Origin of the sequence: uncultured Microbacterium sp., assembly GCF_900078385.1 — a bacterium.
Classification (GTDB): domain Bacteria; phylum Actinomycetota; class Actinomycetes; order Actinomycetales; family Microbacteriaceae; genus Microbacterium.
In genome coordinates, this window is record NZ_FLQR01000008.1 from 18,838 (window position 1) to 45,124 (window position 26,287).

The following is a 26,287-nucleotide window of genomic DNA, read 5'->3' on the forward strand; positions in this document are numbered from 1 at the left end:
GGCGGAGAACGGGCTGCCACCGCGCGGAGCTTCGGCGTCGGGAACCCTGCGTCAGAGCAGCAGGCCGTCGATCACCGCGTCGACCGCCCGTGCGGCGGCAGCGCGCACGGTTGCGGGTGAGTGGGCGCGGAGCGGACCGCGCAACGCCAGCAGCGCGAAGCCGTGCACCGTCGACCAGCACGGCCACTCGGCGCCGGTGCGCGCCTCGACCGACAGCTCGCCGGCATCCACGAGACCGTCCAGCGCCGCCATGAGGAGCGCGAGAGGCGGGGGCGGCGAGGACTCCGCGACGGGCTGAGCGGTGAGCTCGGAGAACGCCGCGTCGAACCAACCCGGCTCCTCGAGTGCGAACGCGATGTACCCGAGCCCCACGGCGCGGAGCCGGCTCCGCGCGACGCTGCCGATCAGGGGCGGGGGCGACTCGAAGGAGTGCATCCGCGCGGCCATCGCCTCCTGCACGCGCTGTGCGACGCCCGCGAGAAGCTCATCGCGGCTGGCGAAGTGGCGGTAGACGGCGTTGGGGGAGACATCCGCTCGTCGAGCCGCATCCCGTAGCACGACGGCATCCCGCCCGCCCGCCCGCGCCAGTTCCAGGGCCGCGTCCAGCAGTGCGCGACGGAGATCTCCGTGGTGATAGCCGATGCGGGTCATCGGAGCCCCTCTTGACGCGTCGATCCCAATGTGTACGCTGTCAACATACCGCGGGACAGGGACGTCCGCGCGCAAAGGAGGGCTCATGGCCATCGTCGAAACGCACACTCTTCCACCGATCGTCGATATCGAGACGTGGCAGCGCGAACTCGCCGATCTGCGCGTACGAGAGAAGGCGGCCACCCGCGAGCTCGATGCGATCGCCGCTCAGCGGCGGCGACTGCCGATGGTCGAGCTCCCGGAATACACGCTCGTCGGGAAGGATGGGCCGGTTCGCCTCGTGGACGTCTTCGCAGGTCGCTCGCAACTGATCACCTACCACCACATGTGGCGCGACGACGCGGAATGGCAGTGCGGAGGATGCACCGGCTACACGTCGCAGTTCACCCGCCTCGACTTCCTCGAGCCGTACGACGCCCGGTTCGTCATCGTGACGCAGGGGCGGATCGAAGACGCCCTCGCGTATCGCGAGAAGGTCGGCAACCGCATGGACTGGTACTCCACGGCCGACAGTCCGTTCGGCTCCGACATGGACGCCCCTCCCGGCGGTGGGTTCGCCGTCAATGTCTTCCTGCGCGACGGGGACAAGGTCTACCGCACGTGGCATACGAACGGCCGCGGCACGGAGCAGCTGAGTCACACGTTCCCGTTCCTCGACCTCCTGCCGTGGGGGCGGCAGGAGGAGTGGCAGGACTCGCCGCAGGGGTGGCCACAGTCGTCGACCTACGAGCGATGGCTCGACTCGCCCGACATCGCGCGGCTCTACGGGCCGGATGCCGGCTGAGTCGACGCGGTTCGCGGCATCCCCCGGCGTGTCGTAAGCTATACGGCGGTGACGTGTCCGAGCGGCCGAAGGTGCAACTCTCGAAAAGTTGTGTAGGGTAACCCCCTACCGTGGGTTCAAATCCCACCGTCACCGCCACTGAAGCCCACTCAAACTGATCAGTCTGATCGACTTGAGTGGGTTTCGTTCTATTTGGATGTAGCTCGGATGTTGCCATTTTGTTGCCGCGCGACCAGGGGTTCTTCGACCTGAGCGACACCTGCGCCTCGATTGGGCCACCCGGGACCGGCGTTGACCGCTTGGGCGATCCGCCCCCGCTCCCGTGATTCAGCGGATTCGTGGCAACGGAGTGGCAACAAGCACCGGACCGTCGGGCTCAGGGACTCCGGCGTCTTCGGGGAAAGCGTCGAACATGCTGACGGTGGGGATGATGCCCACGGTCGTCCCAGCGTCGCAGGTCATTGGTGGCACCGTGCGGTGAGCGCGCTGCGGGCACGACCTACCCACCGCGAGCGCCACCGGTCACGCGAGCCGGTCCGCTTCGCCCGCCGCCGATCATCTCTTTCGAGATCGTCGCCGGTGGCGGGTTCTTGTAGATCGTCGCCGGTCGCGTGCGCCGGTGAAAACGTACACATCGCTCAGTCCTAGAGAAGTGTTCGGGGCATTCCACGATCGGCAGAAGGTTGGCCGCCTTCAGTCGAGCCGCCCCGCACCGCGGAGGGATTTGCCGCTCCTGCGTGATGACCCGCACAAGATCCCCACATGTGGTGATGCCTAGTCCCCACCTTGATTCATACGTTGCTCAATCAAGAGCACCGCCCGGAACCACAACACATCTTGGAGAGCCACCATGAAAGCTGCTGTCTACCGCCGATTCGGCGGACCCGATGTCGTCCACATCGAGCACATCGCCGACCTCGAACCGAAGCCCGACGAACTCCTCATCCGCGTCCACGCCTCCACCGTGAGTGCCGCCGACTATCGCTCCCGCTCCCGGGACATCCCCGCCGGGCTCGCACTGCCGAGCTCTCTGGTGCTGGGGTTCTTCCGGCCCCGGCGGCCCGTGCTCGGAATGGAGGCCGCCGGCATCGTCGAGAAGACCGGCGACGACGTTCACGGGTTCGCACCGGGCGACGAGGTGGCGGCAATGCTCGGCAGCCGCTTCGGCGGCCACGCCGAGTACGCACTCGTCAAGGCCACCGACGCGGTGGTCCACAAGCCCCGCGGCCTCGGGTTCGACGAGGCAGCCAGCCTCATCTTCGGCGGCATCACAGCCCAGGCGTACCTCAACCAGACGACGGTTCAGGCCGGCACCTCGATCCTCGTCAACGGAGCGTCGGGCGCGGTCGGTTCCGCGTTCGTGCAGATCGCCAGCGCGGTGGGCGCTCACGTGACAGCCGTCTGCAGTGAACCGAACCATGCGTTGGTGACGGACCTCGGCGCGCAGCGCACCATCGACTACCGCAGTCACGACTTCACCGCCGACGGAACCAACTACGACGTGATCGTCGACTGCGTCGGCAACGCGCCCGTCAGCAGGGTGGCACGCTCCGTGCGCCCCGGTGGCGCGGTGCTCCTGGTCGCCGCCGACCTGCGCTCGCTCCTCAACGCCAAGCGCGACGCCCGACGACACGGCATCACGGTCGTTACAGGCCCCGGCTCCTACCGGGCTGCCGACCTGCAGCACGTCATGTACCTCGCCGAGGTCGGAGACATCCGGCCCGTCATCGACCGCTCGTATCCCTTGGACGACATTGCCCAGGCGCACCGGTTTGTGGACACAGGCCGCAAGCGCGGAAGCGTCGTGATCAACATCGCCGAAGCGACCGAAACCGCCTCGGCTACCGCAGCGACCGACCGCCTCGCAGCACCTACTTATCCCGCCACATCATCCGAAAGGCACACCTCATGACGTTCCCGCAATCCATCCGTCACGGCTTCCACCGCTACGCCGACTTCTCCGGCACCGCGAGCCGGTCGGAGTTCTGGTGGTGGATCCTCTTCACCGTGCTCGTCGCCGCCGCTCTCGCCGCCCTCCCCGTGCCGACATTTCCTCCCGTGGACGGCACGACCTTCAGCGCGCCGACGCTCACTCCCGTCTGGCAGCTCGCTGTCCTGCTGCCCACGCTTGCCGTGACCGTCCGGCGCCTCCGGGACTCCGGCTCCAGTTGGGGACACATCTTCTGGGTCTTCTTTCCCGTAGTCGGGGCGATCGTGCTGGCCGTGCTGTGCTCGCAGCCGTCCACGACCCGCCTCACCGCGCCGGTGTCCGTCACCCCTGCGGAGGTCCTCCGATGAGCGCCGAAAGCACCGCCGCGCTTCTGGACGTCCATGACCTCCGCCGTTCCTACGGGCGAGGTGCCAACCGGTTCGACGCGCTGAAGGGCGTGTCCTTCCAGGTCGCGCACGGGGAATCCGTCGCGATCGTCGGGAAGAGCGGATCCGGCAAGTCCACGCTGATGCACCTGCTGGCGCTCCTCGATCAACCCGACCACGGAACGTTGCGTGTCGGGGGAGTGGACGTCGCAAACCTCAGCTCCCGGCAGATCAGCCGATTCCGCAACGAGACTTTCGGGTTCGTGTTCCAGCAGTTCTTCCTCAATCCGAACGCCAGCGTCCTGGAGAACGTCATCCTGCCGTTGAAGATCGCCGGCGTGGGACGTCGCGAGCGGCAAGTACGGGGAATGGCGGTGCTGGACCAGCTGGAGATGGCCGACAAAGCCAAGAACAAGGCCGTCAGCCTCTCGGGTGGTCAGAAGCAGCGTGCCGTGATCGCCCGCGCGCTCGTGAACAACCCCCAGCTCATTTTTGCGGACGAGCCGACCGGCAACCTCGACACCGTGACCGGCCGCCTGGTCGAAGACATCCTCTTCCGGTTGAACAAAGACAGCGGCATCACCCTCGTCGTGGTGACGCACGACACCGAACTCGCTGCGCGCTGCGACCGCCAGATCCACATCAGCGATGGCAGAGAAGTACTTCCCGAACTGATCGGAGCATTCGCATGAACATCTCTGACCTGCTTACCACCGCGGTCGGCAACACCCTGCGCAGCAAGGCGCGGACCACTTTCACCGTACTTGCCATCTTCATCGGCGCGTTCACGCTGACCATCACCAGCGCGATCGGCACGGGCGTCTCCGACTACATCGACAACCAGATCGGCGCGTTCGGCGCCAAGGACATCCTCACAATCACCAAGACGAGTGGGGAGGCTGAGCAGCAGGAAGGGCCAGCCGAATACGACCCGGATGCCGCGATCGTCGGCGCCGATCTTGCCCAGTTCGAGACCGAGCCCCTGACCGATCAGGATCTCGACGCCATCCGAAGCGTCGAAGGCATTCTCGATTTGAGCAGCGTGCGACAGGTCAATCCCCGCTACATCGAGTACGACCACCGCGGCAAGTACATGCTCGACGTGAACGCCTCGGCCAATCTCACCACCCCCGACCTGGCGGCGGGCGCCCAACTGGACAACACGGGCGCCGATCCCCAGATCCTGCTGGTCAGCTCCTACGTCCACGCCCTGGGATACGGGGATGCGGACCGTGCCGTGGGAACGACCGTGCGGATCGGGATAGCCGACTACACCGGAGAGCTGCACGAAGTCGTCGCCACGGTCGCAGGTGTGCAGAACGAGACGATCCTCGCCTCCGGGGCCGCACTCAACGACGCCCTCGTCGAACAACTGCACGCTATCCAGAGCATCGGTCAGCCGGCCGCGACGTCTGAGCAGTCCGTCGTCGCCATCGCGCATTTCAGCCCGGACGCGACCGAAGCTCAGATCGACGCGATCCAAGCAGCCCTCGCGGACCAAGGGTTCGAGGCAGCCACAGTATCGGACCAGATCGGAGTGATCCAGACGGTGGTGGACGGCATCATCGCGGTGCTGAACTCCTTCGCCGTCATCGCGCTCATCGCCGCCGGATTCGGCATCGTCAACACCCTCCTCATGAGCGTGCAGGAACGCACTCGCGAAATCGGGCTGATGAAGGCGATGGGAATGCGAGGCAGAAGCATATACGCACTGTTCAGCACGGAGGCGGTCTTCATCGGCTTCCTCGGCAGTGTCCTCGGCGCGGCAGCTGCCATCGGGATCGGCACCGTAGCGAACGGCCTCATCGTCGACAGGTTCCTCACCGATCTCGAAGGCTTGCAGGTGCTGCGCTTCGAAGTCGTGCCGGTCGCGTCGATCCTGCTAACTGTGATGCTCATCGCGTTCCTCGCCGGCACCCTGCCGGCTCGGCGGGCAGCCCGTCAGAACCCGATCGACGCACTCCGTTACGAGTGAGCGGCCGGATCACCATGACGATCACCACAACTGTGGATGCCGCCTCACCACATGGCTGCGTAGCTTGCAGTCACCGACCCGCACATGATGCGGACCACGCCGACCAGGAGCAGAGATGAACCTCGAGACTTCACACGCGACGCCTCCCGTCCGGCCCGTGCGGAAGCGCCGTGCCGGCTGGCTGCTTCCGGCCGGGCTGATTGTGTTCGGGCTCATCCCCATCCTCGCCAACGCGCTCCGACGAGTCGCCCTCGCCGTCGCCCCAGACGGTTCGTCCTCCGGCGGCGACGGCGGGATGACTCTTCCGGTCATTCTGCACGTCGTCGGCGCGACCGTCTTCGTCGTCCTTGGCGCCCTCCAGTTCTCGGGAGGTCTCCGGAGACGCCGGCCGTCCTGGCACCGGATCGCCGGCCGAGTGGCGATTCTGGCGGCCCTTCTCGCGGCAGCCTCGGGAGTCTGGCTGGCATTCGCCACGCTGGCGGAGTCCTCTCCGCTGCTGTTCCTCTTCCGGCTTCTGGCGGCGGCCGGCATGGCGATGTTCATCATCCTCGGATTCCGTGCCATTCGGCAGCGCCGGCTCCCGCAGCACCAAGCGTGGATGATCCGCGCCTTCGCCATCGGTCTCGGCGCCGCCACCCAGGTGTTCGCCCTCGGCTTCGGCGAGGCGATCTTCGGCAGGAGCGAGCTGAGCATCGCCTTACTGAACGGAGCGGGCTGGGCGATCAATCTCGCGGTAGCCGAGTGGCTGATCCGCCGCACGCTCCGACGCGCAGCCCGCCGGACCGCCGACCGAACCGCGGTGCGCGCATGACTCCGGCAACTGCTCGCGACGAACCCGACTGCTACGAACTGCGTGTCGACCGGCACCTGGATGGTCGCTGGGCCGAATGGTTCGGCGGCCTGACGATGACTCGCGAGCCTGACGGGACGACCACCATCCGAGGTCCTGTCGCCGACCAGGCCGCGCTGCACGGCATCCTGATCAAGATCCGCGATCTCGGGATGGTCCTCCTTGCGGTGCGGCGGATTGACGTGGCACCACTAGGCGGTACGCACAACGCAGCACCAGCGGCCACAGGCGCCGATTCAGACGACTGACGGCGATCCTAAGCGGGTGGTATCTGCCCGCGCCGCCCGAGCTCGCCGAGTTCCTCGGCGCGCACGACGGCCGCTCGCCGGCTGTTGACCCCGAGCTTGGTGTAGATCCGCTTCGTGTGTGTGCGCACCGTGTGCAGCGACACGACGAGCAGACGGGCGATCTCGGGACCGCTCATCTCCGTTGCCAGAAGCCGTAGCACCTCCCGCTCGCGTTCGCTCAACGGCTCCGCGAGACCGGCCCCTCGATCGCTGCTCGGCGCGGCGGCCTCGTTGCCGAACAGGCCCAGAAGCCGTCGCGCATATGCCCGTACAGCAATCCTGGACGCCATCGCCTCAAGGAGGCCAGCCATCGTCGCGCCCTCGTCGACGAAGAGGCGTGCGTATCCCTCAGGCTCGGCGAGCAGCAGAGCCCGCTCCAGCGCCGCACCGGCATCGGGAACTTTGCCCTCCGCCCGGTATGCCAGAGCCTGCAGCACGAGGATCTCCAGGGCGCTTCCGGTTCTTCCCCCGGTCTCCGCCGCCTGGAGAAGACGGGCCAGGAGCGCCGACGCGTCGCGAAGCGGCTGCTCTTCGCGCAGGCGGCGATGCTGCGCGAGCAGCGCCCTCGCGAGCGTGATGTGCTCGTATTCGCGGAGATAGTCGAGATCGTCTGTCGGGAACAGTCCGGCGCCGTCGGCCCATTGGAGGGCTTCGGCGATCTTGCCCTGCTGCAGCCAGACTCGCGCTCTCGTCGCGGGAACGGGGCGGACGACGGGGCCCATGTCGGCCACGAAGAAGTGCTCTGCTTCATCCAGGAGCAAGACCGCGCCGGCCAGGTCTCCTCGCGCTTGGCGCAGCTGAGCCATGGCCAGTCTCGAACGGTAGCGGTACTTCGGCAATCCCTCAGCGTCCCCCCGGGCCGCACCGAACTCGAGGTGCGCGAGCGCCGCCTCCAGATCCCCGCGTTCGTACAGGATCGTGCTCATGCCGACATGCATGTCCGGGATGCCGCGGCGGACCGGCGACGTCTGATCGAGCGCCAACTGCAGGGCTGTCTCGTAGCTCGTCATCGCGTCGCGCAGCCGGCCCTGCGTCAGTCGAATATCAGCCAGGGTGACCGTGCAACCGAGCACGTCGGCGATATGCCCGGAGCGGCGAAAGCTCGAGACGGACTCGGCGTAGCCCTCGTACGCGCCGTTCAGGTCGCCGCTTCCCCACAGCGCCAGTCCCTCCAGCGCTGCGGCCGCGCCCCGGCGATACTGGTCGTCCTCGTCGAGCAGGTCGAGCGCCTGCCGAGCGTATGCGACGGTCGCCTTCGCATCTCCGCGAGCCAGCGCCTGCCCCGACCGGTAGATCGCGATCGAGCCTGGCAAGCGCCGGAACTCGTCCGCATCGACCACGATCAGCTGGTCGGGATCGGGCCCGCTCCCGTCTGGCGCATTCGTCCATCGTTCCGCGTCCCTCAGTCGCGCCTCCACACCGGCCACTTCACCGGTCGACAGCAGCGCGCCGGCGAAGCCCAGACTGAGGACAGGCCGTGTACGGAAGATCTCATCGGGCAGCGCCTCCATCCAGCCGCGCAGCGTCGGTTCCCGGCGGTCCCGCGCGATCGCCGGCATGGCCGCCTCGATCAGCCGCGCCGCCAGGGCGTGATCCGGCGCAGCCAGGGCGTGCTGGATCGCCGAGTCCTGCTCGCCGTGCTGCTCATGCCACGCACTCGCCCGGCGGTGCAATTCGGGCACCGAGTCAGGCTGCTCCTCGGTCAGCCGCGCCCGCAGCACCTCCGCGAACAAGTGGTGGTAGCGATACCAATGACGGTGGTCATCGAGCGGCACAAGGAACAGGTTGCCCCGATCAAGCGCCTCCAGCATCGCCCTGCCGTCTCCACGCCCGGTGACTGCATCAGCGAGAGGCGCATTCATACGGCCGAGAATCGAGGTGTGCAACAGGAACGAGCGCACCTCCGGCGGCTGGTTCTGTAACACCTCCTCGATCAGGTAGTCGACGATGTATCGGTCGTCTCCGGCGAACCCGGCGACGAAATCGGCGATGTCATCTCGACCGCGCATCGAGAGGGCGGCGAGCTGGAGCGCCGCGATCCAGCCCTCCGTGCGATCGTCGAGCGTGGAGATCTGCTGCGGCGTCAGCGGCAGCCCCATGGAGTGGGTGAGATAGTCGGACGCCTCATCGGTGGTGAAGCGCAGGTCTGCCGCGCGTACCTCGACGAGATCACCGCGAGCCCGCAGCCGAGCGAGGGGAAGTGGAGGATCAGCGCGGCTCGCAAGCACGAGGTGGACGTTCGGCGGCAGACTGGCTATCAAGAACGCGAGCCCGTCGTGCACCGGACCGCTTTGGATGACGTGATAGTCGTCGATCACGAGAACGAGTTCGCGTGCGACGGCGGAGAGGTCGTTGAGGAGCCCGGTGAGCAGTGTTTGAGGCGCGACCGGGCCGGGTGTTTCCACCAGCGCGAGCGCCTCGGCCCCCACCCCCGGCGCGATCGTCCGTAGGGATGCGATCACGTATGTCCAGAACGCCGCCGGATCGTCGTCACCTGCATCGAGCGACAGCCACGCCGCGGCGAGATCGCCATTTCCACGAGCGGAGGCCTCAGCAAGCCAGTCGGCAAGCAGGGTCGACTTGCCGAAACCCGCCGGCGCCGAGACGACCGTCACGTTCGATGCCAGTCCTCGATCAAGCTGCTCCAACAGTCGCGGGCGTGACACAGCCCCTCGCCGTGCTCTCGGTCGGTAGAGCTTCGTCTGCAGCAGCGGACGTGATGACAGCGTTCTGGGCTGCTGACTCGCGGATGCCATCGGCTCGGCGCCTTGAACGACTCCCGTGGCTGCCGCCAAGGTGCCGCGGAGCTGCTCGGCCGATCGCGCGAGGTCCGCGGCCGATCGCGGGCGCTTCGCAGGGTCTTTCGCCAGGCAAGACAGAACCAGGTCGCGCGCAGGGGGTGGCACGTCGGGTGGCATCGGTGGCGGAGCGTCGTTCACCTGCGCCAGGGCGATCGCGACGGGCGACTCGCCGGTGAACGGACGCCGTCCCACGAGCGCCTCGTAGGCGACGACGCCCAGTGAGTAGATGTCGCTGGCCGCCGTCACCGGTCGGCCACTGACCTGCTCCGGAGAGATGTACTGCACTGTCCCCATGACCTGCCCGGCGACGGTAAAGGGGATTTGATCCGCGACGCGTGCAATACCGAAGTCCGTGATCTTCACCCGGCCATCGGCAGTGAGCAGCAGGTTCTCCGGCTTAATGTCACGGTGTACGAGGCCCGCTTCGTGAGCACTGTGCAGGGCGCGCGCCGTCTGCGCGACGATGTCCAGGACGCGGTCTGGCCGCAGTGGCGCCTCCCGCCGCAGGACGGCGGAAAGCGGCTCGCCGTTGACCAGCTCCATGACCAGGAACGCGGTCCCGTCCGCTTCGCCATAGTCGTACACCCGCGCGATGCCGTCATGGTCCACCAGCGCCGCATGTCGGCCTTCGGCGCGGAAGCGCTCCAGGAAGCCGGGCGCTTCGACCAGCTCGGCCTTGAGGATCTTCACCGCGACGGTGCGGCCGATGACCCGGTCCGAGGCTTTCCACACCTCACCCATGCCGCCGACCGCGATCCGACTTGCCAGCTCGTAGCGGTCAGCCAGCGCCATCCCCGGCTGAACAGTCATTGAGTGATTCCCGAGCCACAGATCGACGCATCCATGATGACCGATCCCTCCCGAAGACCGCTCGCGGAGCGGTGCCACGCGAGACCTGCACGGGCAACCGTATACCTGACCGCGATCGTCAGGTTGCGGTCGGCTTGGTCCTGGCCCGGAGGTGAATCCGCTCGCCGTGCGTGCCGAACATGCTGAGGATCTCGACCGGGCCGCTGCCGGCGGATCCGAACCAATGCGGGTTCTTGGTGTCGAACTCTGCGGCTTCGCCGGGACCCATCACGATGTCGTGCTCACCGAGCACCATCCGGAGCCGGCCATCGAGCACGTAGATCCATTCGTAGCCGTCGTGGGTGCGCAGCACGGGTTCGCGTTCGGTCGCCGGAATGATGATTTTGAACGCCTGCGGTTCGCTGTGCGGCTGGGACAGGCGGGTGAGCACGCGGCCTTCCGTGCGGGATGACTTCTGCGGCACCCTCGGGTCGTCGATTCTCGGGGAGCTGACGATGTCGTCCAAGGAAATCGCGAGCGCGGCGACGACGGGGAGCAGCAACTCGAGACTGGGTTTGCGCTGGCCCGACTCGAGGCGGGAGAGCGTGCTCTTCGAGATGCCGGTGGCCTTGGCAAGGTCCTCCAGCGTGACGTTCTTCTTCTGTCGCGCGTGACGCAGGCGAGGCGGGATCTGGCTAAGTTCAGTATCGATGCGCTGCGATGTGCTCACCTGCCCATGCAAACATCCCGTTCCAGTTTCGGCAACGGAACTCCCTGTCGAGGCCTTCTTGGTGTCATCTTGTTCTCATGAACGAGAAACACCATGACGTCATCGTCATCGGCGCCGGAGCGGCGGGTTTGAGCGCAGGGCTGGTCCTGACCAGAGCCCAAGCGGACGTGGTGCTGGTGGATGCCGGCCAGCCGCGCAACGCCCCCGCCGAGCACATGCACGGCTTCGTCTCTCGCGACGGCATTCCTCCCCATGACTTCCTCGCAGCGGGCCGCGCCGAAGTCGCGTCGTACGGCGGCCAGTTCGTCGCGGCAGCCGCCCTGGCCATCGAGCGGTCGGCCGACGCCTCTTTCCGAGTCACGTTCGCAGACGGCACGGTCCAGACGTCACGTGCGCTTCTTGTGGCGACCGGTCTGGTCGACGAGCTTCCCGACATCATAGGCGTGGCCGAGCGATGGGGGACGCTGGTACACCATTGCCCCTACTGCCACGGATACGAAGTGCGGGAACGGAGGATCGCGGTGATCGGCGGGCGCCAGCGCGACGTGTCCCTCAAACAAGCGGGGCTGCTCCGTCGCTACAGCGACCGCGTGACACTCATCACGAACGGCATCGAGCTGAGCCCCGCTGAGTTGCACCGGCTCACCACATTCGGCGTCGTGGTGGTTGAAGGCGCTGTTTCCCAGCTGATCGGGGCACCGGGCGCACTGGACGGGGTCGAGCTAGCCGACGGAAGCGCCGTCGAATGCGATGCCGCATTCATCGCGCCGCGTCAGGCACCCCGCGACGCGCTCCTGAAATCGCTAGGTTGCGAGACTGACCCAGACACGGGACTCATCGTTGCCGACGGATTCGGCCAGACCAGTGTCCCCGGCGTCTGGGCGGCGGGAAACGTCGTCACTCCTACCGCGCAGGTCATCACGGCGGCGGGTGCCGGAAGCGCGACAGCCATCACCATCAACGGATGGCTTCTCCAACAAGACCTCGACGCCGCATCAGCGGCCCTACCGCAGTAACCCCCCTCTCACCGGAAGGACATCACCCATGTCTCAGGCAGCAACGACCTCCACCAGCATCCCGTCTTCGACGCCACAGCCCCCGTCCGTTCACGTCCGAGCCGCGATCACCTGGATTGCGATCTTCCCGCTCGTCACACTCGGGTTCTTCGTGATCGCACCCTTCGCCGAAGGCTGGAATCCTGTCCTGCGTGCGTTCATCCTCTCCGTCATCGTCGTTCCCGTCGCCGTCTATCTCGTCGTCCCCCAGTTGATGCGGATCTACGGAAGGATGCGCGCCGCTCGTCGCTGAGTCGGATGATCGGATGCGGCGACGTCGGTCAGGGCCGTCGTCGCCGCATGGCCCTGCCGACTCGCCTGAAGCCGGTGCTGAGGCTCCCACTGCAGGGCCAGGCCTAGGCGACCGTCTCTGCCACATCCGAACCTTGAAGAAGAGGCGTCAGAGAGTGACGGCGAGCTTGCCGCGCACTGTGCCCGCTTGGAGCTGCCGCATGGCCTCAGGCACCTGGTCGAGGCTGTACGTCCGCTCGAGGCTGGGCGTGACCCGGCCGGTCTCGATGAGGTCGCTGAGGGGTTCGAGGTCGCTGGCACGCTCCTTGGTGGCATGCATGGCGAGCCGCTGCGGCAGGAAGGGAGAAATGGCGAGGGCGCGGAATTGGCGTCCGATTCCGCCGGTGAAGGATCCGCCGTCCTCGCCGCCGACAATGACGAGCGTCCCGTGTAGCGTGAGTGCGCGCCGCAGGCGTGTGAGGGTCGAGTTGCCGGCGATGTCGATGATCAGATCGTAGCGGTCGGGGCCTTCAGCGAAGTCCTCGCGGGTGTAGTCGATGACGTCGTCAGCGCCGAGAGACCTGAGCAGGTCGAGTTTGCTGGTACTGGCGACCCCGGTCACGTGAGCACCGAGCGCCTTCGCGATCTGAACGGCGTAGCTACCGACGCCTCCGGAGGCGCCGATGATCAACACCCGCTGACCTGCCTGGAGCCGTCCGGCGTCGCGAAGCGCTTGAAGCGCGGTGATCCCCGAAACAGGAACGACGGCGGCTTGTTCGAACGTCAGGCTCTGCGGCTTGGCGGCGAGCTTGTCCTCGCGGGCGGCGGCATATTCCGCGAACGAACCGCGACTGATGCCGAACACCTCGTCTCCTACCGCGAAGCGTGTGACGGACGACCCGACCTCGACGACTGTTCCGGCCACGTCCAGTCCGGGCACCCGGTTCTTGGGACCTCGGAAGCCGAAGCCCATAATCCGCATCAGGTAGGGGCGGCCCGTCATGTTGTGCCAGGTGCCGCGGTCCATCCCCGCCGCGTGGACACGAACGAGCACCTCGTCGGCTGCGATCTCAGGTCGGCTGGTCTGCTCCAGACGCAACGCGTCGACCTCGCCGTAGCGATCCTGGACGACGGCACGCATGGTGGGGGACGTTGCGTCGGACGTGCGCGCGGTGGCGGTTGCTGTGGGGGACTGTTCGGTGTTCATGATTTCTCCTGCTAACGGTTCGTGTCAGACGGATGCCGATTTGGATGGGTGGAGGCGATGTCAAAGGCGACGTCGACGGCGCTTAATCAAACCGGGCTGTTTGATTTATCTGATCCTATACACGTCTGTTTGATCTAGTCAAGATGTCCATCGCATACAGTAGTGTTTGAGCTAACGGAAGGCGGTCTAAGCGTGGCAGGTGTGCAGCGGGAGCGGGCGGTGCGGTCGGATTCGACGCGGAATCGCGACGCCATCCTTCACGCAGCTGCCGAGTGCCTGAGCGTGAATCCGAGCGCGAGCCTGGCCGATATCGCGCAGGCCGCGGGTATCGCCCGGATCACTCTGTACGGGCACTTCTCGTCGCGAAACGAGCTCTTGACGGAACTCGTCCACACCTCGATGGCGCGGGTGGAGGCGGAACTCGCTTCCGTCGATCTGAGCGGGGACACGTGGCACGCGTTGGAGGCGCTTGTGGCTTCGTCGTGGCGGCTGGTGAGCAGCTTGAGTGTCCTGCGGGGCGTTGCGGAGCAGGCCCTGCCGGCCGATGAGATGCACGGAAGCCACGGAGACCCCCGCACGCGGGTCGAGCATACGCTCGCTCGTGGCCGTACGGACGGATCCTTCCGTGATGACCAGAGCATCGCGTGGCAGACGGCGTGCTACTTCTCGCTCCTGCACGGGGCTGCCGCCGAAGTCAGGGCGGGCCGGCTCGGCGAGGACGAGGTCCAGGAGTCGCTCATTCAGACGCTGCGGGCTCTGCTGCAAGCACCGTCCGCACAGTAGCCACGATCGCGTCAGTGGGATCGGTGAGCGCCGGGTCCTCGGGCGTGGAGAGCGAGGCGCCGGCTCGAGCGATGGCGTAGATGCATTCCATTTGCCAGTGCACGTTCTGGTCGGTGCGGAATGTGCCGTCGCGGCGACCGCGCATCACGAGCTTGCGGATTCGTCCCGTCGTGTCCTGATGTAGTCGCCTCAGCTCCCACTGGCCGAGCTCGCAACCAGCGGCCGCCCAGAGCCCCGCCATGTCGCTGAGCACTCGCCATGAGGTCGCGACGAGCGCGGCGACGGCATCTTCCGGTGAGAGCGCCGGGTCATCCAGTCCCGTAAGCGTCATGTTCGCCTCGGACACCACCAGGTGCAGCGCGGCCCTCACGAGTACGTATCGGCTAGGGAAGTGGCTGTACAGAGTGCCGCGGCTGACGCCGGAAGTGACCGCAATCTCCTCCATGCTCGCGCGAGGACTTTCGTGAAGTGCGCTCAGCGCGGCCCGGAGGATCACTTCGCGATTACGGGTGGCGTCGGAGCGGGGGCGGCGACCAGGGGTCGAGTTCATGAATCTTCCTCTTGACTAGCTCATACATCTGTGTTTATGTTATCTCACTAACACGAACACGACTGTATGAGTAAAGAATCGAGTGGACATGTCCCGCATCCGTCAATCCCTCCGTGTGGCGCTCGCCCGCGACACCAGCACCTTCGCGCGGCGCTGGCCCGGGAAGGCGCTCGTCGCCGCTGTGCTGGTTGGCATTCCGGTCGTTCTCCTGGTGCGTTCGGTGCGAGGCGGCTCGTACATCGACGACAGCTGGCTCGCGGTGCTCGCGGCGGTCATCGTGGTCGTCGCCTACGCGCTCTCCCGACGACTGCTCGCCACGGTGGTGGTGGCCGGCCTCGCCCTCGGTGCGGCAGCGCTCACCATGACGCCGCAACTCGCCACCGCGAGTACCGGCGACGACACTGTCCTGGAGCGCCTCGACGGCTTGCGCAGCGACAGCATGCTCGACGGCTACCGCGACATCGCCGTCGCGACCGTCGACCTGGATGCCGCCACCCCGATTCAGTTCGCCGGTCTCGGCGCCGACCAGCACACGCGTATGGAGATCGGGTCGCTGACCAAGGCGATGACAGGGCTGGTCATCGCGGACGCGGTTGAACGGGGCGAGATCCGGCTGGATGCCGCCGTGTCCACTTATCTGCCGCAACTGGGAGGATCGCCGGCCGGCGCGGTCACGATGCGGGAACTGGTGACGCACACCGCCGGGTACGTGGCGTTCGGGCCTGACACGATGGCCCGGGGATTCTGGGCCGCCCCGCTGGGGCACAACTTCTTCTCCGCCGACGACGCGCAGGTGATCGCGGAAGCACGGGCCGGCACGCTCGAGTCCCGCGGCTCGTACGTCTACTCCACGCTCGGGGCCGCGACGGCCGGCCTGGCCGTGGCCGCAGCAACGGGGATGGACTACCCCGAGCTGCTGCGCACCCGCCTGTTCGACCCCCTCGGGATGACGGACACCGTCGTCGAAGAGGATCGCAACGCCGTCGAGGGCGGGTGGTCGGCATCCGGCCTCCCCGTCCAGCCGTGGGTCATGGGCGCGTACGCCCCCGGCGGCGGCGTTGTCTCTACCGCACACGACCTCGCCACATTCGCAACCGCTCTTCTTGAAGGCACCGCGCCCGGACTGACCGCGATGGACCCCGAGGCGCCGGCGGGAGCAGATGACACCGCCGTCGGCATGTTCTGGCACATCTCCGACTGGTCCACCGGTCAGACCATCACCTGGCACACCGGACAGACCGGCGGATACACCACCTACTTCGGCATCGACCGTGCTGACGGTACCGCGGTCATCCTCCTCTCGGATGTCTCGAACCCCGCGATCTCCGACCTCGGCCGCGAACTGCTCGCCGACCACGCCTGACCCGTCCCACCCACGACACCGACACGAAGGAGCACACCATGACCACGACCGCCCACCCCACCCGCCCCGAGACCGCCGCACCCGCCCCCACGTCCCGTCCATCGCGCCGGCGGCGCATCGCACGTGCACTGGCAATCGGGCTCGCCATCGTTCTGACGCTCGCATTCGTCTCGACCGTCGCCAACGCTGCCGCGACCGCCTCCGAGAAAGCAGAGCTCACCCCCTACGGCGACACCGTCACGCTCAACGTCGGCGACATCAACGTCTGGCGTAACGGGGGATCGGGTCCGACCCTGGTGCTGCTCAGCGGCTACGGGACCCCCGCCCCGACGGTCGACTTTGCCCCGCTGATCCGGGAACTGGACGCATTCGACGTGATCGTCGTGGAGGGCTTCGGGTACGGATACAGCGACCTCGACGTTGCCAACCGCTCCATCGAGAACATCACCTCCGAACTGCACACCGTGCTCGCGAAGCTGCACGTCGACGAGCCGGTCATCCTGGCCGGGCACTCGGTCGGCGGTCTCTACGCCCGCTACTACGCGAACACCTACCCGGACCAGGTCGCCGCGGTCATCGGCATCGACCCGATGGCGGCCACCGCCACCTCCCTCAAGGTCGGCACCCCCTCGGTCACCGAGGGTGTCGCTGGCGCACTCGGCCTCTACCGCGTCGTCACCACGATCGCCCCCGACCTCATCCAGCCTCCGGGAACCGCGTACACGGCGGAGGAACGCCGACGGACGGCGGCAATGTCGAACTGGAACTACGGCAACCCCTCCATCTCGGATGAGTGGAGCCAGCTCCAGGCGAACTCGACGAAGGCGGCCGCGCAGCCGTTCGCCGCCGACCTGCCCGTCCTGGAGATGCTCTCCACCGAAAGCGTCGACACTATCCCCGGCTGGCTGCCGAACCACGAGGCCGAGCTCGCGGGAGTCGCCACCCACCAGCTCGAGGTGCTCGAGGGAGCCCACTACCTGCACTGGACCCAGTCCCCGCAGATGGGTCGCATCATCACCCACTTCGTCTCGGCTCACGTCACTCCCTGACGGCACGCGCCTCGACACTCGGCCTCACACAAGGAAGAACCCCGCCATGAACGGTTCACAGGACAGCATCCCGACAATGACCATGCGCACGATCGCCCGAACGGTGGGAGCACTTCTACTCGCCGCGTTCGTCCTCTACGGGGTCGGCAACGCCATCGCGACCGGCGCCGCGGATGACAGTGCCCTGCTCACTCTCGGCGTCTCGATGATGCTTGCCAACAGTGTCGCCGTGGTGGCGATAGGAGCGCTCCTCGTGCCCGTCCTTCGCCCCCACTCGCCGCTGGTGGCTCGGATCTACCTCGCCACCCGCGTCTTCGAAGCCACCTTCCTCTCGGTCGGCGCGATCGCCCTTCTCGTCGGATCAGGGGCAGTCAACTTCACTGCGTATAACATCGCCATGGCTGGCCTCGGTGTCGGAAGCCTGTTCTTCTGCGCACTGCTCTATCGCACGCGCCTCGTTCCCCGCTTTCTTGCGGTCTGGGGATTCGCCGGCTACGCGGCATTCGCTGTCGGCAGCCTTTTTGAGCTCGCCGGGGTCGCGGGCGCAGGCATCATCGGGGCCGTCCCGGGCGGACTCTTCGAGATCTTCTTCGCGCTCTGGCTCATCGTCAGAGGATTCACCAGGCAGCCTGCCCCTGCACGCACCGTCATGGCATCGGAACCTGCGCGACCCTGACGGGTCCGGGAGAATCGATGATCATGACATCGCGCCGCCCGGCATCACCGCTCGTGCTCACGCTGGTCACGGCTCAGTTCGTGGTGATGCTCGATTCCAGCATCCTGAATGTCGCGCTCCCCTCGATCACGACCGACCTTGGGCTGACTCCAGTCGGAACCGCCTGGGTGCTCAACGCCTACTTCCTGACGTTCGGTGGTCTGCTGCTCATCTCCGGACGCGCCGCAGACGTCTTCGGGCGACGCCGGATGTTTCTCCTCGGTGCCGGGGTGCTTGTCCTCGGCTCGCTTCTGGGCGGTTTTGCGACGACCGACGCAGTCCTCGTCAGCGCCCGCCTGATCCAGGGCGCCGGCGCGGCAATGCTGAGCCCCGCCGCCATGTCGGTGATCTTGGCTCGGTTCACCGGCCCCGGACGGGCTCGCGCCATGAGCGGCTGGGGCGCCGCGTCCACCGTCGGGGGAGCCGCCGGTGTGACGCTCGGCGGCATCCTCACCGCGGCCTTCTCGTGGCAGAGCGTTCTCTTCGTCACCGGTGCGGTCGCGGCAGTGGTCGGCGTGGCCGGATGGTTTCTCCTCCCAGCGGAGAAGGCGACGACGAAGCGTTCATTCGACGCCGCCGGTGCGACCCTCCTCACCGGGGCAGCAGTCGCGGTCGTGTTCGGCGTGCTGTCCGCACCGCATCGCGGACTCCTCTCTATAGAGGTCGTCTGTGCGGCAATCCTCGCGGTCGCGTGCGTGATCGGGTTCGTCCTCGTCGAGCGGCGAGCGGCGGACCCTGTCCTACCCACCGGCGTGCTTCGCGACACTCGCGTGAGCGGTGGCATCGCCGTGAATCTGCTCGGCGGTGCCGCTCGTATCGCCTGCTTCGTGCTCGTCGCCCTGCTACTGCAGCAGGTCCTGGAGTATGGTCCGGCCATTGCCGGCCTCGCCATGCTCCCGACATCCGTGGCCGGGTTCCTGATCAGCATCACCATCCTGCCGAGAGCGCTCGACAGACTGGAACCCCAGTGGGTGGCGCTCGTTGGACTCGTGCTGCTCGTCTTTGCGCACCTCATCTTCGCCACCGTCGACAATGGGGACTCCTATCTGCTGCGCGTCCTGCCGGGGCTCCTGCTTGCTGCCGCGGGCGTCGCGTTCAGCTTCACCCCGACGACCCTCGTCATCTCCGAAGGCATCGCCGCACAGAACTCCGGCGTCAGCTCGGGACTTGCGTCGGCGACAGCTCAATTGGGAGGAGCCATCGGAATCGCAGTCTTCGGCTCCCTCGACGCCACGAGCCGGGCAGCCGTGCTGCAGTCAGGTGGAACATCTCTGGCGGCGGCGGATGCTGGACTTCAGTCCGCCAACCTGGCCGCGGCTGCTGCCGCCGGACTGGCGGCCGTGATCGCGCTGATCACGTTCCCTGCGCTGAGGAGGACGCGCACAGCCGGCAGCAGTCAGTCGGCATAGGGTTTCGGAGAGAGCGACAACCAGAGTCATGGGGGGTTCACGGACTTCGTATTCGAGGAGAGAGTCGAACATGCTGACCGTGTGCTTCACCCCACGGCGGCCTCGACCACTCCATTCGCTGGATCCCAGCGCTCCGAGTCACCGCCGCTCGAGCATGTCGAGCTGGGGGATCCCGTCAGGAACGCACACCCGCGCGCTCCAGGGTGGATCGACTGCTCGTCATGCGACGCCGAGCTGATCGGGCCGTACTCCGCTCGAGTCCGGGCACAGCTTCACTGTGTTCGACCAACTCGTCGCGAACCGCAACGGTCGGTGGATCACTCGTTCCGCGTTCCATCGCACGAATTCCGCGGAGCTGAAGCTCAACGAGTCACGGTACCTGGGTCGTCCGCGGTGCGCATCGGGTAGGGCTCATCGACGAGTGCGTGACATCACATCCGGCGGAACAACCAGGCGGCCGAGCCGTAGTTGGTGTCGGCTTCGCCGGTGACGGTGAGGGTCTGCCCGTCGGCTCCGCAGGTGAACTGCACCGGCCGTAGCCCGGCGCCGAAGACGGCTTCGCCGAAGGCGCCGTCGGGCTCCGGGGATTCGGTCACGAACCCGAGGGGTACGGGGATTTCGCTCTTGAGCCGTTCATACTGCGGCTCGCGTTCCTGCATCGCCGACCTTCCGTAGTCGTCGCCGCCGACCGCGTATCCATTGCCGACCGACAGGTACAGAGCGGCATACGACTCCGACGCGGTCAGCCGTGGCGCGGTGACGGCCCACGAACCCGAGGGGCCGGGTGCCACGGTGAACCGGGTGGTGCCGCGGTAGGAGGTCCAGAAGCCACCCGCGGGGTCGGCGACAGCGAATCCCGCGACGCGCACCGCGTACGACCCACCGCCTCCGACCTCGAGGGTGAAGCGCGAGAACGCCGCCCGGCTGAGATCGAGCCACCTCGATTCGACGCTCTCGAAGCGCCACACGCCTGTGAAGCAGTTCGGCACCGGAGCGCCCGGCGCCGGTGTGGGGTCGTCGGGTTCGCGGTACTCGAACGAGGTCTCACCGCTCCCGAGGATCATCAGCAGCGATCGCCCCGCGTTCAGGATGCCCTGCTTGATGTCTTCGAAGATGCGGTACAGGATGCGCCGGAGCTCAGCGTCGATCAGCGGTGCCAATGGTCCGCCGTAGGCCGCGACTTGCGCGATCGCCTGCGCGAGAAGGTCTTCGACGGTCCGGAACAGATCGGTCACGTCGCCCTTGGGAACCTCGGCGCTCACGCGCACCTTTCCGTACTCCACCGGCTTGCTACTCGTCTCCACGGCGTTGGCGACCCAGGGGATGACGACGCGCTTCGCCTCGTCCACAGGGGCCACCTGCGGCTGCGGGTAGAACAGCACGTCCTTCTCGTAGATCGACTTTCCGTTGGCCTTGACCGGCAGCTCGCCGCGCCACGAGAAGAGTTCGCCCGACTTCACGATGTCGGGGAGCGGGCGTTGGCCGAGGCGCGCCAGACAGTCGTTGAGCTGCGCCTCGAGCGGCCGCTTCGTGTCGATAATGGCGTGCCAGTATCCCGGTTGACCGTCGAGCTGCACCGGATCGCGCGTCGACACGAGCATCATCGACACACCCATGAGGTAGCTGCTGATATGCGAGGCGATGCCGACGACCGCGACGGCTGAGGCGATGGCTCGCAGCGCGGGCCCGGTGAGTGTCTCGATCACCTTCACCACGGCGGCCTTGGCGAGGGCGACGGCGGAGTTGAAGAGGTTCGCGAGGAACCCCGAGATCGACCCGAGGATGCCGCCGGAGCCGAGGAAGTCCGGTGGGAGCTGGACTGCGCCGAAGATGCGGTTGATCGTCTGTGCGAAGAAATCGATCACGAGGGTACAAGGCGCTTCCGGCAGGACGGCGGAGCCGGCACCGGCGACCGTGACCCCGCCGGCTGAATTCGCGCCGCGAACCAGGCCGCCGCCGCGCGCTGCGGGCGTTTCCGACGCGTCCGGCAGCGCTCCGAAATCGGCGAGCGACGCCTCCATCGCATCCGCCACGAACAGCAGGAGCGCGGCACGCGGGTACCAGATCGTCGGAGCACGTGACCAGTCGATATCGGCGGGCATCCACCGTCGCGCCGCCGTGGCGCGGTCGGTGGCCCCCTCCATCAGCCACGCCGCCACGAGGTAGCTGAACGGCGGGGCTCCCTCCGGCATCGGTGCGAGCTCGTCGAGGTCCGCACCCGGGACCCCTCCTGCGGAGTCGACTTCGGCTTGCATCACCCCCACGGCGTAGGCCGGAGAGGCGAGGAGCGCCTGCTCGGGCCACTCGTCGGCCACGTCGTCCAGCACCGCGATCCCGTGCCCGGCGAAGACGTCGGCGACGGCGTCCCCTTCTTCCGCAGTATCGTCGGCGGTGCAGGCGGTGAGTATCGCAGCCACCAGCACCGCGACGACGACGCTGGCGGAGAACCGCCTCCTGTCGCGCCTCGCCGCATCGATCACGGGAGCGCCTCGAGCAGTTCGCGTGCGATCTGTTCGAAGGTCGCGAACGGCACAGCGCCGGCGGCACCCGCCCATGCGAGCGTGATGCCGAGATCCCCGCGCGCTGACGTGAGCGCTCCCGACGTCGGCTCATCAGCCGGGGTGATCCCCGGGATGGCGGACAAGAAATGCCCGTTCTCACCCAGATCGGGCAGCGCCACGAACGAGCCCGGGACCGCACTCGGGTCCGAGCCGGCGATCAGCGCCACATCCGCGGCCGTGACGATCTCGACGCTGACGCTGAGGTCAGCGACCCCCGGCACGGTCAACTCCACCTGGCAGAACGACAGCGCGACGATGAACTGCGTGTCTGCCGGTGTGCCGACACCACCCAGCTCGGCCAGTGCGGGGCTCGCGGCCGCGATCTCGCACGCCGTGTTCTCGTCGACGGAACCCGCGGCATCTGCCCCGTCATCCGGCTCTGCCGTCACCACTTCGCCCGGCGCGATGGTGTCGGCGTCGTCTGTGCTCGCCTGCGCGGCGCACCCGCTCGTGAGTAGGACGCACAGCAGTGCGGCCGGGACAGCGGCGTGGATTCTCACGGGTCTCACGCCGTCAACATAGAAACGAATCTGGTTCAGCACCAGCGGAATATCCTTCATTCGGTTTAGCATCGCTTCATGTCGATGTTCGATCGCGATCTCGCGGCGACGGTGGCCGCAGTCGCCGAAGAGGGAGCCTTCGAGGCGGCTGCGCGTCGTCTACGTCTAAGTCCCTCCGCGGTGAGTCAGCGCGTGAAGCTCATGGAGGAGCAGCTCGGTCGCGTGCTGATCGTACGATCGCGCCCCGTGAGGCCCACCGAGGCGGGCGAAGCAGTTGTCCGGCTATCGCGGCAGATCTCGCTGCTGGAGCAGGACGCCGCGGCCGAACTCCGCGTGGGCGACACGCACGCGCAGTTGCGCGTATCACTTGCAGCCGACGCCGACTCTCTCGCCACGTGGCTCCTGGATCCGCTCACGCACGCGGCCTCTGCGCACGCCTTCGAACTCGAACTCCTGCGGGCCGATCCGAGCGAGACCGCACGGCTCCTCGAGTCTGGGCGGGTCATGGCCGTCGTCACATCGGAGAACTCTCCCGTCGCCGGCTGCGAGATCTCCTGGCTCGGCGCGCTGCGCTACGAGCCGGTGGCCTCGCCGGTGTTCGTGTCGGAGTGGCTGGGCGACACAGTCGGGGGCGAGCACCTTGACAGCGCCCCCTTCGTCAGCTTCGATCGCGACGACGAACTACAGAGCCGCTGGCTCGCACAGCGCGGAATCGAGCCCCGGCTCCCACCGCGACACTTCGTTCCGTCGGCGCACGACCTTCTGCGCTCAGTCGAGCTTGGGCTCGGATGGGCGATGGTGCCAACGGCGCAAGCGTCAGCCGCAATCGCGGCCGGCCGAGTCGTGCGACTCGACGGGCCGCCTGTCCGCGTCCCGCTGTACTGGCAGCAGTGGAGCCTTCGCTCACAAATCCTCGACGGAATTCGAGCCGAGGTCGAAGGCGAAGCCCGTCGCGCGCTCGATAGAAGCACCGCGTCTCTCGCACCTTCCTCGGGGCCCCATCAGCGGCGAGGGTCGCCGGAACTGCAGCGGCCACGCTGAGGCTATGGTGGCTCGGGGTGCTCAGAACCCAACCGGTTTGGCGCGAAGGATGTGGCGGCTGAGGCGGAATGCTTCGGGCCTGCCGCGTGGCAACAGAATGGCAACATTTCAACTGAATCGAACGGGTTCGAGTTGATCGAATCGTATGGCTGAACCCGCGTGAAATCAACGGAACGCACCTCCGCTGATCGCACTATAGGGACGGGTCTGTGGGTTCAAATCCCACCGTCACCGCCAGAAAAATACCAGATCAGCGCCCCTTTCGAGGGGCGCTGTTCGGCATTCTGGGCACATTTCGGGAAGGCTGGCGTTCTCGATCCGTTCCCAAATGGCTCGCGGCCGTTGCTACACGCCAAAGTGGGCGCTGGATTGTCGAACGAGTGGTGCGGTTGCCGAACCTCGATCGGGCATCGTTGCGGACGGCCTGATCGTGCCACCCGTCCTTCTGCCCGTGCGGCGAGTGAGTACCGCGACGGTGGTGCACGGTTCACCACCGCTCTGCGCGCCGGACCTGACCACATCGGACCAAGCCCTAGGCGAGCGGGCGCCTACCCTAGGGTGCGGCTGAGGGACTCATACGCCTCTGCGAGCGCGCGATGCTCTGCCGCCAGCCCAGCCCAACGGTCGGGGAAATCCGATCGCGGCTCAACGCTCGACGGAGGAACCAACTGTCGCAACGGCGCCAACTCCGCAGCGAGGGTTTCCAGCCCCTCCCCGATCGTCTCCAGCGCCGTACAGACGTGCTTGAGCGCATCGACGGCGCGGCCCTTCGGCTGCCCAGCCATCTGAGCCTCGTACAGATCGCGCTGCTTTCGCACCTCCTCCGTCAGCGCCATCAAACTCGCTTGCACTTCGCCCAACGTCGCCATCTCGGCTCCCACCTTCACAGAGCGGCCGCGCGCCGAGCGGGACTGAGGCACCGGTCGCATCGCGTGTCGCGTGGGCTGCCGGCGTGAGCAAACACGACCGCATCGGCGGTTGACACGGTCGCACAGTACTCCTGGGTGGGCACGTGCGTAAGGGGACCGCGTATCGGCTGGCTAGACCAACTCCGACGCGATCGAGCAGTCGAAGGCCACTGACTTCGTTTGCTCGCTAACTCTTTGGTGTGTGGAGGCGGTGACCAGCGACATCAACTTCGCCGGACGGTGCCGCGCCCTCATCGCCATATGAGCCGGCACGGGTGGTGACAAGAATCTGGGCGCGAAGCCTCACCGAGCCTGAACGGATGCCGTGGACTCGGGCCCCGCCGAGCTGACCTACCAGCCCTTCGGGCCGAGGGAGCCGGCCGTGTACTCCTCGAGCGGGACCTCGCCTTTCCGCCACGCGCGCAGCACCGGTTCGAAGATGCGCCAGCTCTCCTCCGCCATGTCGGCTCGCACCGACAGCAGTGGGTCGCCCTCGACGATGCCCTGCAGCACCTGACCATAGGGGAGAAGGTCGCCCAGATCCTTCGTGGCCTGCAGGATGCTGCGCTCCAATGTGAACGGGTCGCCGCTTCCGTTCATCGTCAGACCGAGTTCGACCGCTCCCGACTTGAGATCCAGCATGATCGAGTCGGGCGCCGGTGCGCCTCCGAACCCGGGGATCTCGGGCACCGGCCGCATGTGCACGCGCACCTGGGTCACGTACTTGCCGAGCGCCTTGCCCGACCGCAGCACGAAGGGCACGCCTTGCCACCGGGCGGTGTTCACCTCGAGGGTGACCCGTGCGAGCGTCTCGGTCTGCAGCGCAGGATCCACGCCGGGTTCATCCGCGTACGAAGGCATCGACCGCTCACCCACCTTGCCGGCCGTGTAGCGGGCTCGGCGGCTGGAAGCGGCCGGATCGTCGTCCCAGACATGGGTGGCGCGCAGAACCTGGGCAGCGTTCGATCGGAGTTCGACTTCGTTCAGCCGCGGCGGCTGCTCCATCGCGACAAGCGCGAGCACCTCGAGCAGGTGGCTCTGCAGCATGTCGACGAGGGCGCCCGCGTGGTCGTAGTACCCGCCGCGCCCTTCGAGTCCGAGCAGTTCGTCGTAGACGATCTCGACGCGCTCGATACGACGGCCGTTCCACACCGACTCGAAGAACTGATTCGCGAAGCGCAGGCCAAGGATGTTCAGCACCATCGACATCCCCAGGAAGTGGTCGATGCGGAACACCTGCTCTTCGGGCACGAGCAGCGCGATCTGTCGATTGAGCGCGCGCGCAGACTTCAGATCCGTGCCGAACGGCTTCTCGAGCGCCAGGCGGGTGCCGTCGGGGAGGTCGAGTTGACGCAGCGCGGCACACACCTGGGTGGTGACGGCGGGCGGCAGGGCGAAATAGATGATCGGCGTGTGCTCGCATGCCGCGATCAGGGTGCGAAGCTGCTCGGCATCCGTCACGTCTCCCGTGATGTACCGGGCGGATTCGAGATAGCGGTCGGCGTCTTCCGGTTCGGTGACCTGCCCGAAGCTGTCGCGGATCAGCTGCCGCCACTCCGCATCTGTGCGCTCTTCCCGCGCCGCCCCGAGAACCTGCACGTCGTAGTCGTGCGCCGACAGCAGACTGGCCAGCCCCGGAAGCAGGAGGCGCTTGGTCAGGTCGCCCCCGGCTCCGAGGATCAACAGGCTCACGCTCTTTTTCGCTCGACGCTTGGTCACAGCCCGATGCTAG

24 protein-coding genes and 1 tRNA gene are annotated in these 26,287 nt (G+C 67.0%); 16 read left to right on the forward strand and 9 right to left on the reverse strand.

The annotated features are described in order from the left end of the window. Positions 1–51 precede the first annotated feature (51 nt). A complete protein-coding gene (locus QZL85_RS09765; RefSeq protein ID WP_295576392.1) occupies positions 52–651 on the reverse strand; it encodes a TetR/AcrR family transcriptional regulator in 600 nt (199 codons plus the stop codon). Between the two features lie 85 nt (positions 652–736). Here QZL85_RS09765 and QZL85_RS09770 point away from each other — a divergent pair, with 85 nt between their 5' ends. The 8 genes from QZL85_RS09770 to QZL85_RS09805 all read left to right on the forward strand — a co-directional run bounded on the left by QZL85_RS09770 (position 737) and on the right by QZL85_RS09805 (position 6,824). Then, positions 737–1,435: a DUF899 family protein gene (locus tag QZL85_RS09770; protein WP_295576393.1), complete on the forward strand. Its 699-nt coding sequence runs from the start codon at positions 737–739 to the stop codon at positions 1,433–1,435. A 47-nt stretch (positions 1,436–1,482) separates the two neighbouring features. Beyond that, positions 1,483–1,573 (forward strand) — tRNA-Ser (locus QZL85_RS09775). A gap of 712 nt (positions 1,574–2,285) precedes the next feature. Beyond that, complete coding sequence (locus QZL85_RS09780; RefSeq protein ID WP_295576394.1) at positions 2,286–3,347, forward strand: NAD(P)-dependent alcohol dehydrogenase; 1,062 nt, start codon at positions 2,286–2,288, stop codon at positions 3,345–3,347. Then, positions 3,344–3,733: a DUF805 domain-containing protein gene (locus QZL85_RS09785; RefSeq protein ID WP_295576395.1), complete on the forward strand. Its 390-nt coding sequence runs from the start codon at positions 3,344–3,346 to the stop codon at positions 3,731–3,733. The genes QZL85_RS09780 and QZL85_RS09785 overlap by 4 nt, the downstream gene beginning before the upstream one ends. Then, positions 3,730–4,443: an ABC transporter ATP-binding protein gene (locus QZL85_RS09790; protein ID WP_295576396.1), complete on the forward strand. Its 714-nt coding sequence runs from the start codon at positions 3,730–3,732 to the stop codon at positions 4,441–4,443. Before QZL85_RS09785 ends, QZL85_RS09790 begins: the two co-directional genes overlap by 4 nt. After that, positions 4,440–5,726, forward strand: a complete 1,287-nt coding sequence (locus QZL85_RS09795; protein WP_295576397.1) for an ABC transporter permease — start codon at positions 4,440–4,442, stop codon at positions 5,724–5,726. Before QZL85_RS09790 ends, QZL85_RS09795 begins: the two co-directional genes overlap by 4 nt. A gap of 115 nt (positions 5,727–5,841) precedes the next feature. Next, entirely contained in the window at positions 5,842–6,537 is a 696-nt protein-coding gene (locus tag QZL85_RS09800) for a DUF2306 domain-containing protein (RefSeq protein WP_295576398.1), read from the forward strand. Next, the gene (locus QZL85_RS09805; RefSeq protein WP_295576399.1) at positions 6,534–6,824 is read left to right on the forward strand and encodes a hypothetical protein; all 291 of its coding nucleotides are present in this window, start codon (positions 6,534–6,536) and stop codon (positions 6,822–6,824) included. Before QZL85_RS09800 ends, QZL85_RS09805 begins: the two co-directional genes overlap by 4 nt. An 8-nt stretch (positions 6,825–6,832) precedes the next feature. Here the strand turns inward: QZL85_RS09805 and QZL85_RS09810 are convergent, their stop codons facing one another. Beyond that, a complete protein-coding gene (locus tag QZL85_RS09810) occupies positions 6,833–10,474 on the reverse strand; it encodes a serine/threonine-protein kinase (RefSeq protein ID WP_295576400.1) in 3,642 nt (1,213 codons plus the stop codon). A 118-nt stretch (positions 10,475–10,592) separates the two neighbouring features. After that, positions 10,593–11,183: a helix-turn-helix domain-containing protein gene (locus QZL85_RS09815; RefSeq protein ID WP_295576401.1), complete on the reverse strand. Its 591-nt coding sequence runs from the start codon at positions 11,181–11,183 to the stop codon at positions 10,593–10,595. A 77-nt stretch (positions 11,184–11,260) separates the two neighbouring features. Here QZL85_RS09815 and QZL85_RS09820 point away from each other — a divergent pair, with 77 nt between their 5' ends. Together QZL85_RS09820 and QZL85_RS09825 are read left to right on the forward strand one after the other, a co-directional pair. Continuing rightward, positions 11,261–12,199, forward strand: a complete 939-nt coding sequence (locus tag QZL85_RS09820; protein WP_295576402.1) for an NAD(P)/FAD-dependent oxidoreductase — start codon at positions 11,261–11,263, stop codon at positions 12,197–12,199. A gap of 28 nt (positions 12,200–12,227) precedes the next feature. Next, a complete protein-coding gene (locus QZL85_RS09825) occupies positions 12,228–12,491 on the forward strand; it encodes a hypothetical protein (protein WP_295576403.1) in 264 nt (87 codons plus the stop codon). Positions 12,492–12,638: 147 nt separating this feature from the next. Here QZL85_RS09825 and QZL85_RS09830 read toward each other — a convergent pair whose 3' ends face one another. Continuing rightward, the gene (locus QZL85_RS09830; protein WP_295576404.1) at positions 12,639–13,676 is read right to left on the reverse strand and encodes an NAD(P)-dependent alcohol dehydrogenase; all 1,038 of its coding nucleotides are present in this window, start codon (positions 13,674–13,676) and stop codon (positions 12,639–12,641) included. A 192-nt stretch (positions 13,677–13,868) separates the two neighbouring features. On the opposite strand from QZL85_RS09830, the gene QZL85_RS09835 reads away from it, so the two are divergent. Next, complete coding sequence (locus QZL85_RS09835; RefSeq protein WP_295576405.1) at positions 13,869–14,459, forward strand: TetR/AcrR family transcriptional regulator; 591 nt, start codon at positions 13,869–13,871, stop codon at positions 14,457–14,459. Here QZL85_RS09835 and QZL85_RS09840 read toward each other — a convergent pair. Then, positions 14,413–15,009, reverse strand: a complete 597-nt coding sequence (locus tag QZL85_RS09840) for a TetR/AcrR family transcriptional regulator (RefSeq protein WP_295576406.1) — start codon at positions 15,007–15,009, stop codon at positions 14,413–14,415. The two genes, QZL85_RS09835 and QZL85_RS09840, sit on opposite strands and share 47 nt — an antisense overlap. A gap of 88 nt (positions 15,010–15,097) precedes the next feature. Between QZL85_RS09840 and QZL85_RS09845 the strand changes: the two genes are divergently transcribed. From QZL85_RS09845 to QZL85_RS09860, 4 genes are read left to right on the forward strand one after another with little or no spacing between them, the layout of a single operon-like run. Next, positions 15,098–16,372 carry a serine hydrolase gene (locus tag QZL85_RS09845; protein WP_295576407.1) on the forward strand — a complete coding sequence of 425 codons (1,275 nt, stop codon included), beginning with the start codon at positions 15,098–15,100 and terminating at the stop codon, positions 16,370–16,372. Between the two features lie 38 nt (positions 16,373–16,410). Beyond that, positions 16,411–17,421 (forward strand): alpha/beta fold hydrolase, encoded by a 1,011-nt coding sequence (locus QZL85_RS09850; RefSeq protein WP_295576408.1) that lies wholly within the window; start codon positions 16,411–16,413, stop codon positions 17,419–17,421. Between the two features lie 46 nt (positions 17,422–17,467). Next, positions 17,468–18,097 (forward strand): DUF4386 domain-containing protein, encoded by a 630-nt coding sequence (locus QZL85_RS09855; RefSeq protein WP_295576410.1) that lies wholly within the window; start codon positions 17,468–17,470, stop codon positions 18,095–18,097. A 23-nt stretch (positions 18,098–18,120) separates the two neighbouring features. After that, positions 18,121–19,545, forward strand: coding sequence for an MFS transporter (locus QZL85_RS09860; protein ID WP_295576411.1), 1,425 nt, complete (start codon positions 18,121–18,123; stop codon positions 19,543–19,545). A 431-nt stretch (positions 19,546–19,976) separates the two neighbouring features. Here the strand turns inward: QZL85_RS09860 and QZL85_RS09865 are convergent, their stop codons facing one another. Both QZL85_RS09865 and QZL85_RS09870 read right to left on the reverse strand, forming a co-directional pair. Beyond that, positions 19,977–22,025: a hypothetical protein gene (locus QZL85_RS09865; protein ID WP_295576412.1), complete on the reverse strand. Its 2,049-nt coding sequence runs from the start codon at positions 22,023–22,025 to the stop codon at positions 19,977–19,979. Then, a complete protein-coding gene (locus tag QZL85_RS09870) occupies positions 22,022–22,666 on the reverse strand; it encodes a hypothetical protein (RefSeq protein ID WP_295576413.1) in 645 nt (214 codons plus the stop codon). Before QZL85_RS09870 ends, QZL85_RS09865 begins: the two co-directional genes overlap by 4 nt. Positions 22,667–22,690: 24 nt before the next feature. Here QZL85_RS09870 and QZL85_RS09875 point away from each other — a divergent pair, with 24 nt between their 5' ends. After that, entirely contained in the window at positions 22,691–23,647 is a 957-nt protein-coding gene (locus QZL85_RS09875; RefSeq protein WP_366208652.1) for an ArgP/LysG family DNA-binding transcriptional regulator, read from the forward strand. 548 nt (positions 23,648–24,195) lie between these two features. Here the strand turns inward: QZL85_RS09875 and QZL85_RS09880 are convergent. Both QZL85_RS09880 and QZL85_RS09885 read right to left on the reverse strand, forming a co-directional pair. Next, positions 24,196–24,516 carry a hypothetical protein gene (locus QZL85_RS09880; protein ID WP_295576415.1) on the reverse strand — a complete coding sequence of 107 codons (321 nt, stop codon included), beginning with the start codon at positions 24,514–24,516 and terminating at the stop codon, positions 24,196–24,198. 390 nt (positions 24,517–24,906) lie between these two features. Continuing rightward, complete coding sequence (locus QZL85_RS09885; protein WP_295576416.1) at positions 24,907–26,274, reverse strand: glucose-6-phosphate dehydrogenase; 1,368 nt, start codon at positions 26,272–26,274, stop codon at positions 24,907–24,909. Between the last annotated feature and the right edge of the window lie 13 nt (positions 26,275–26,287).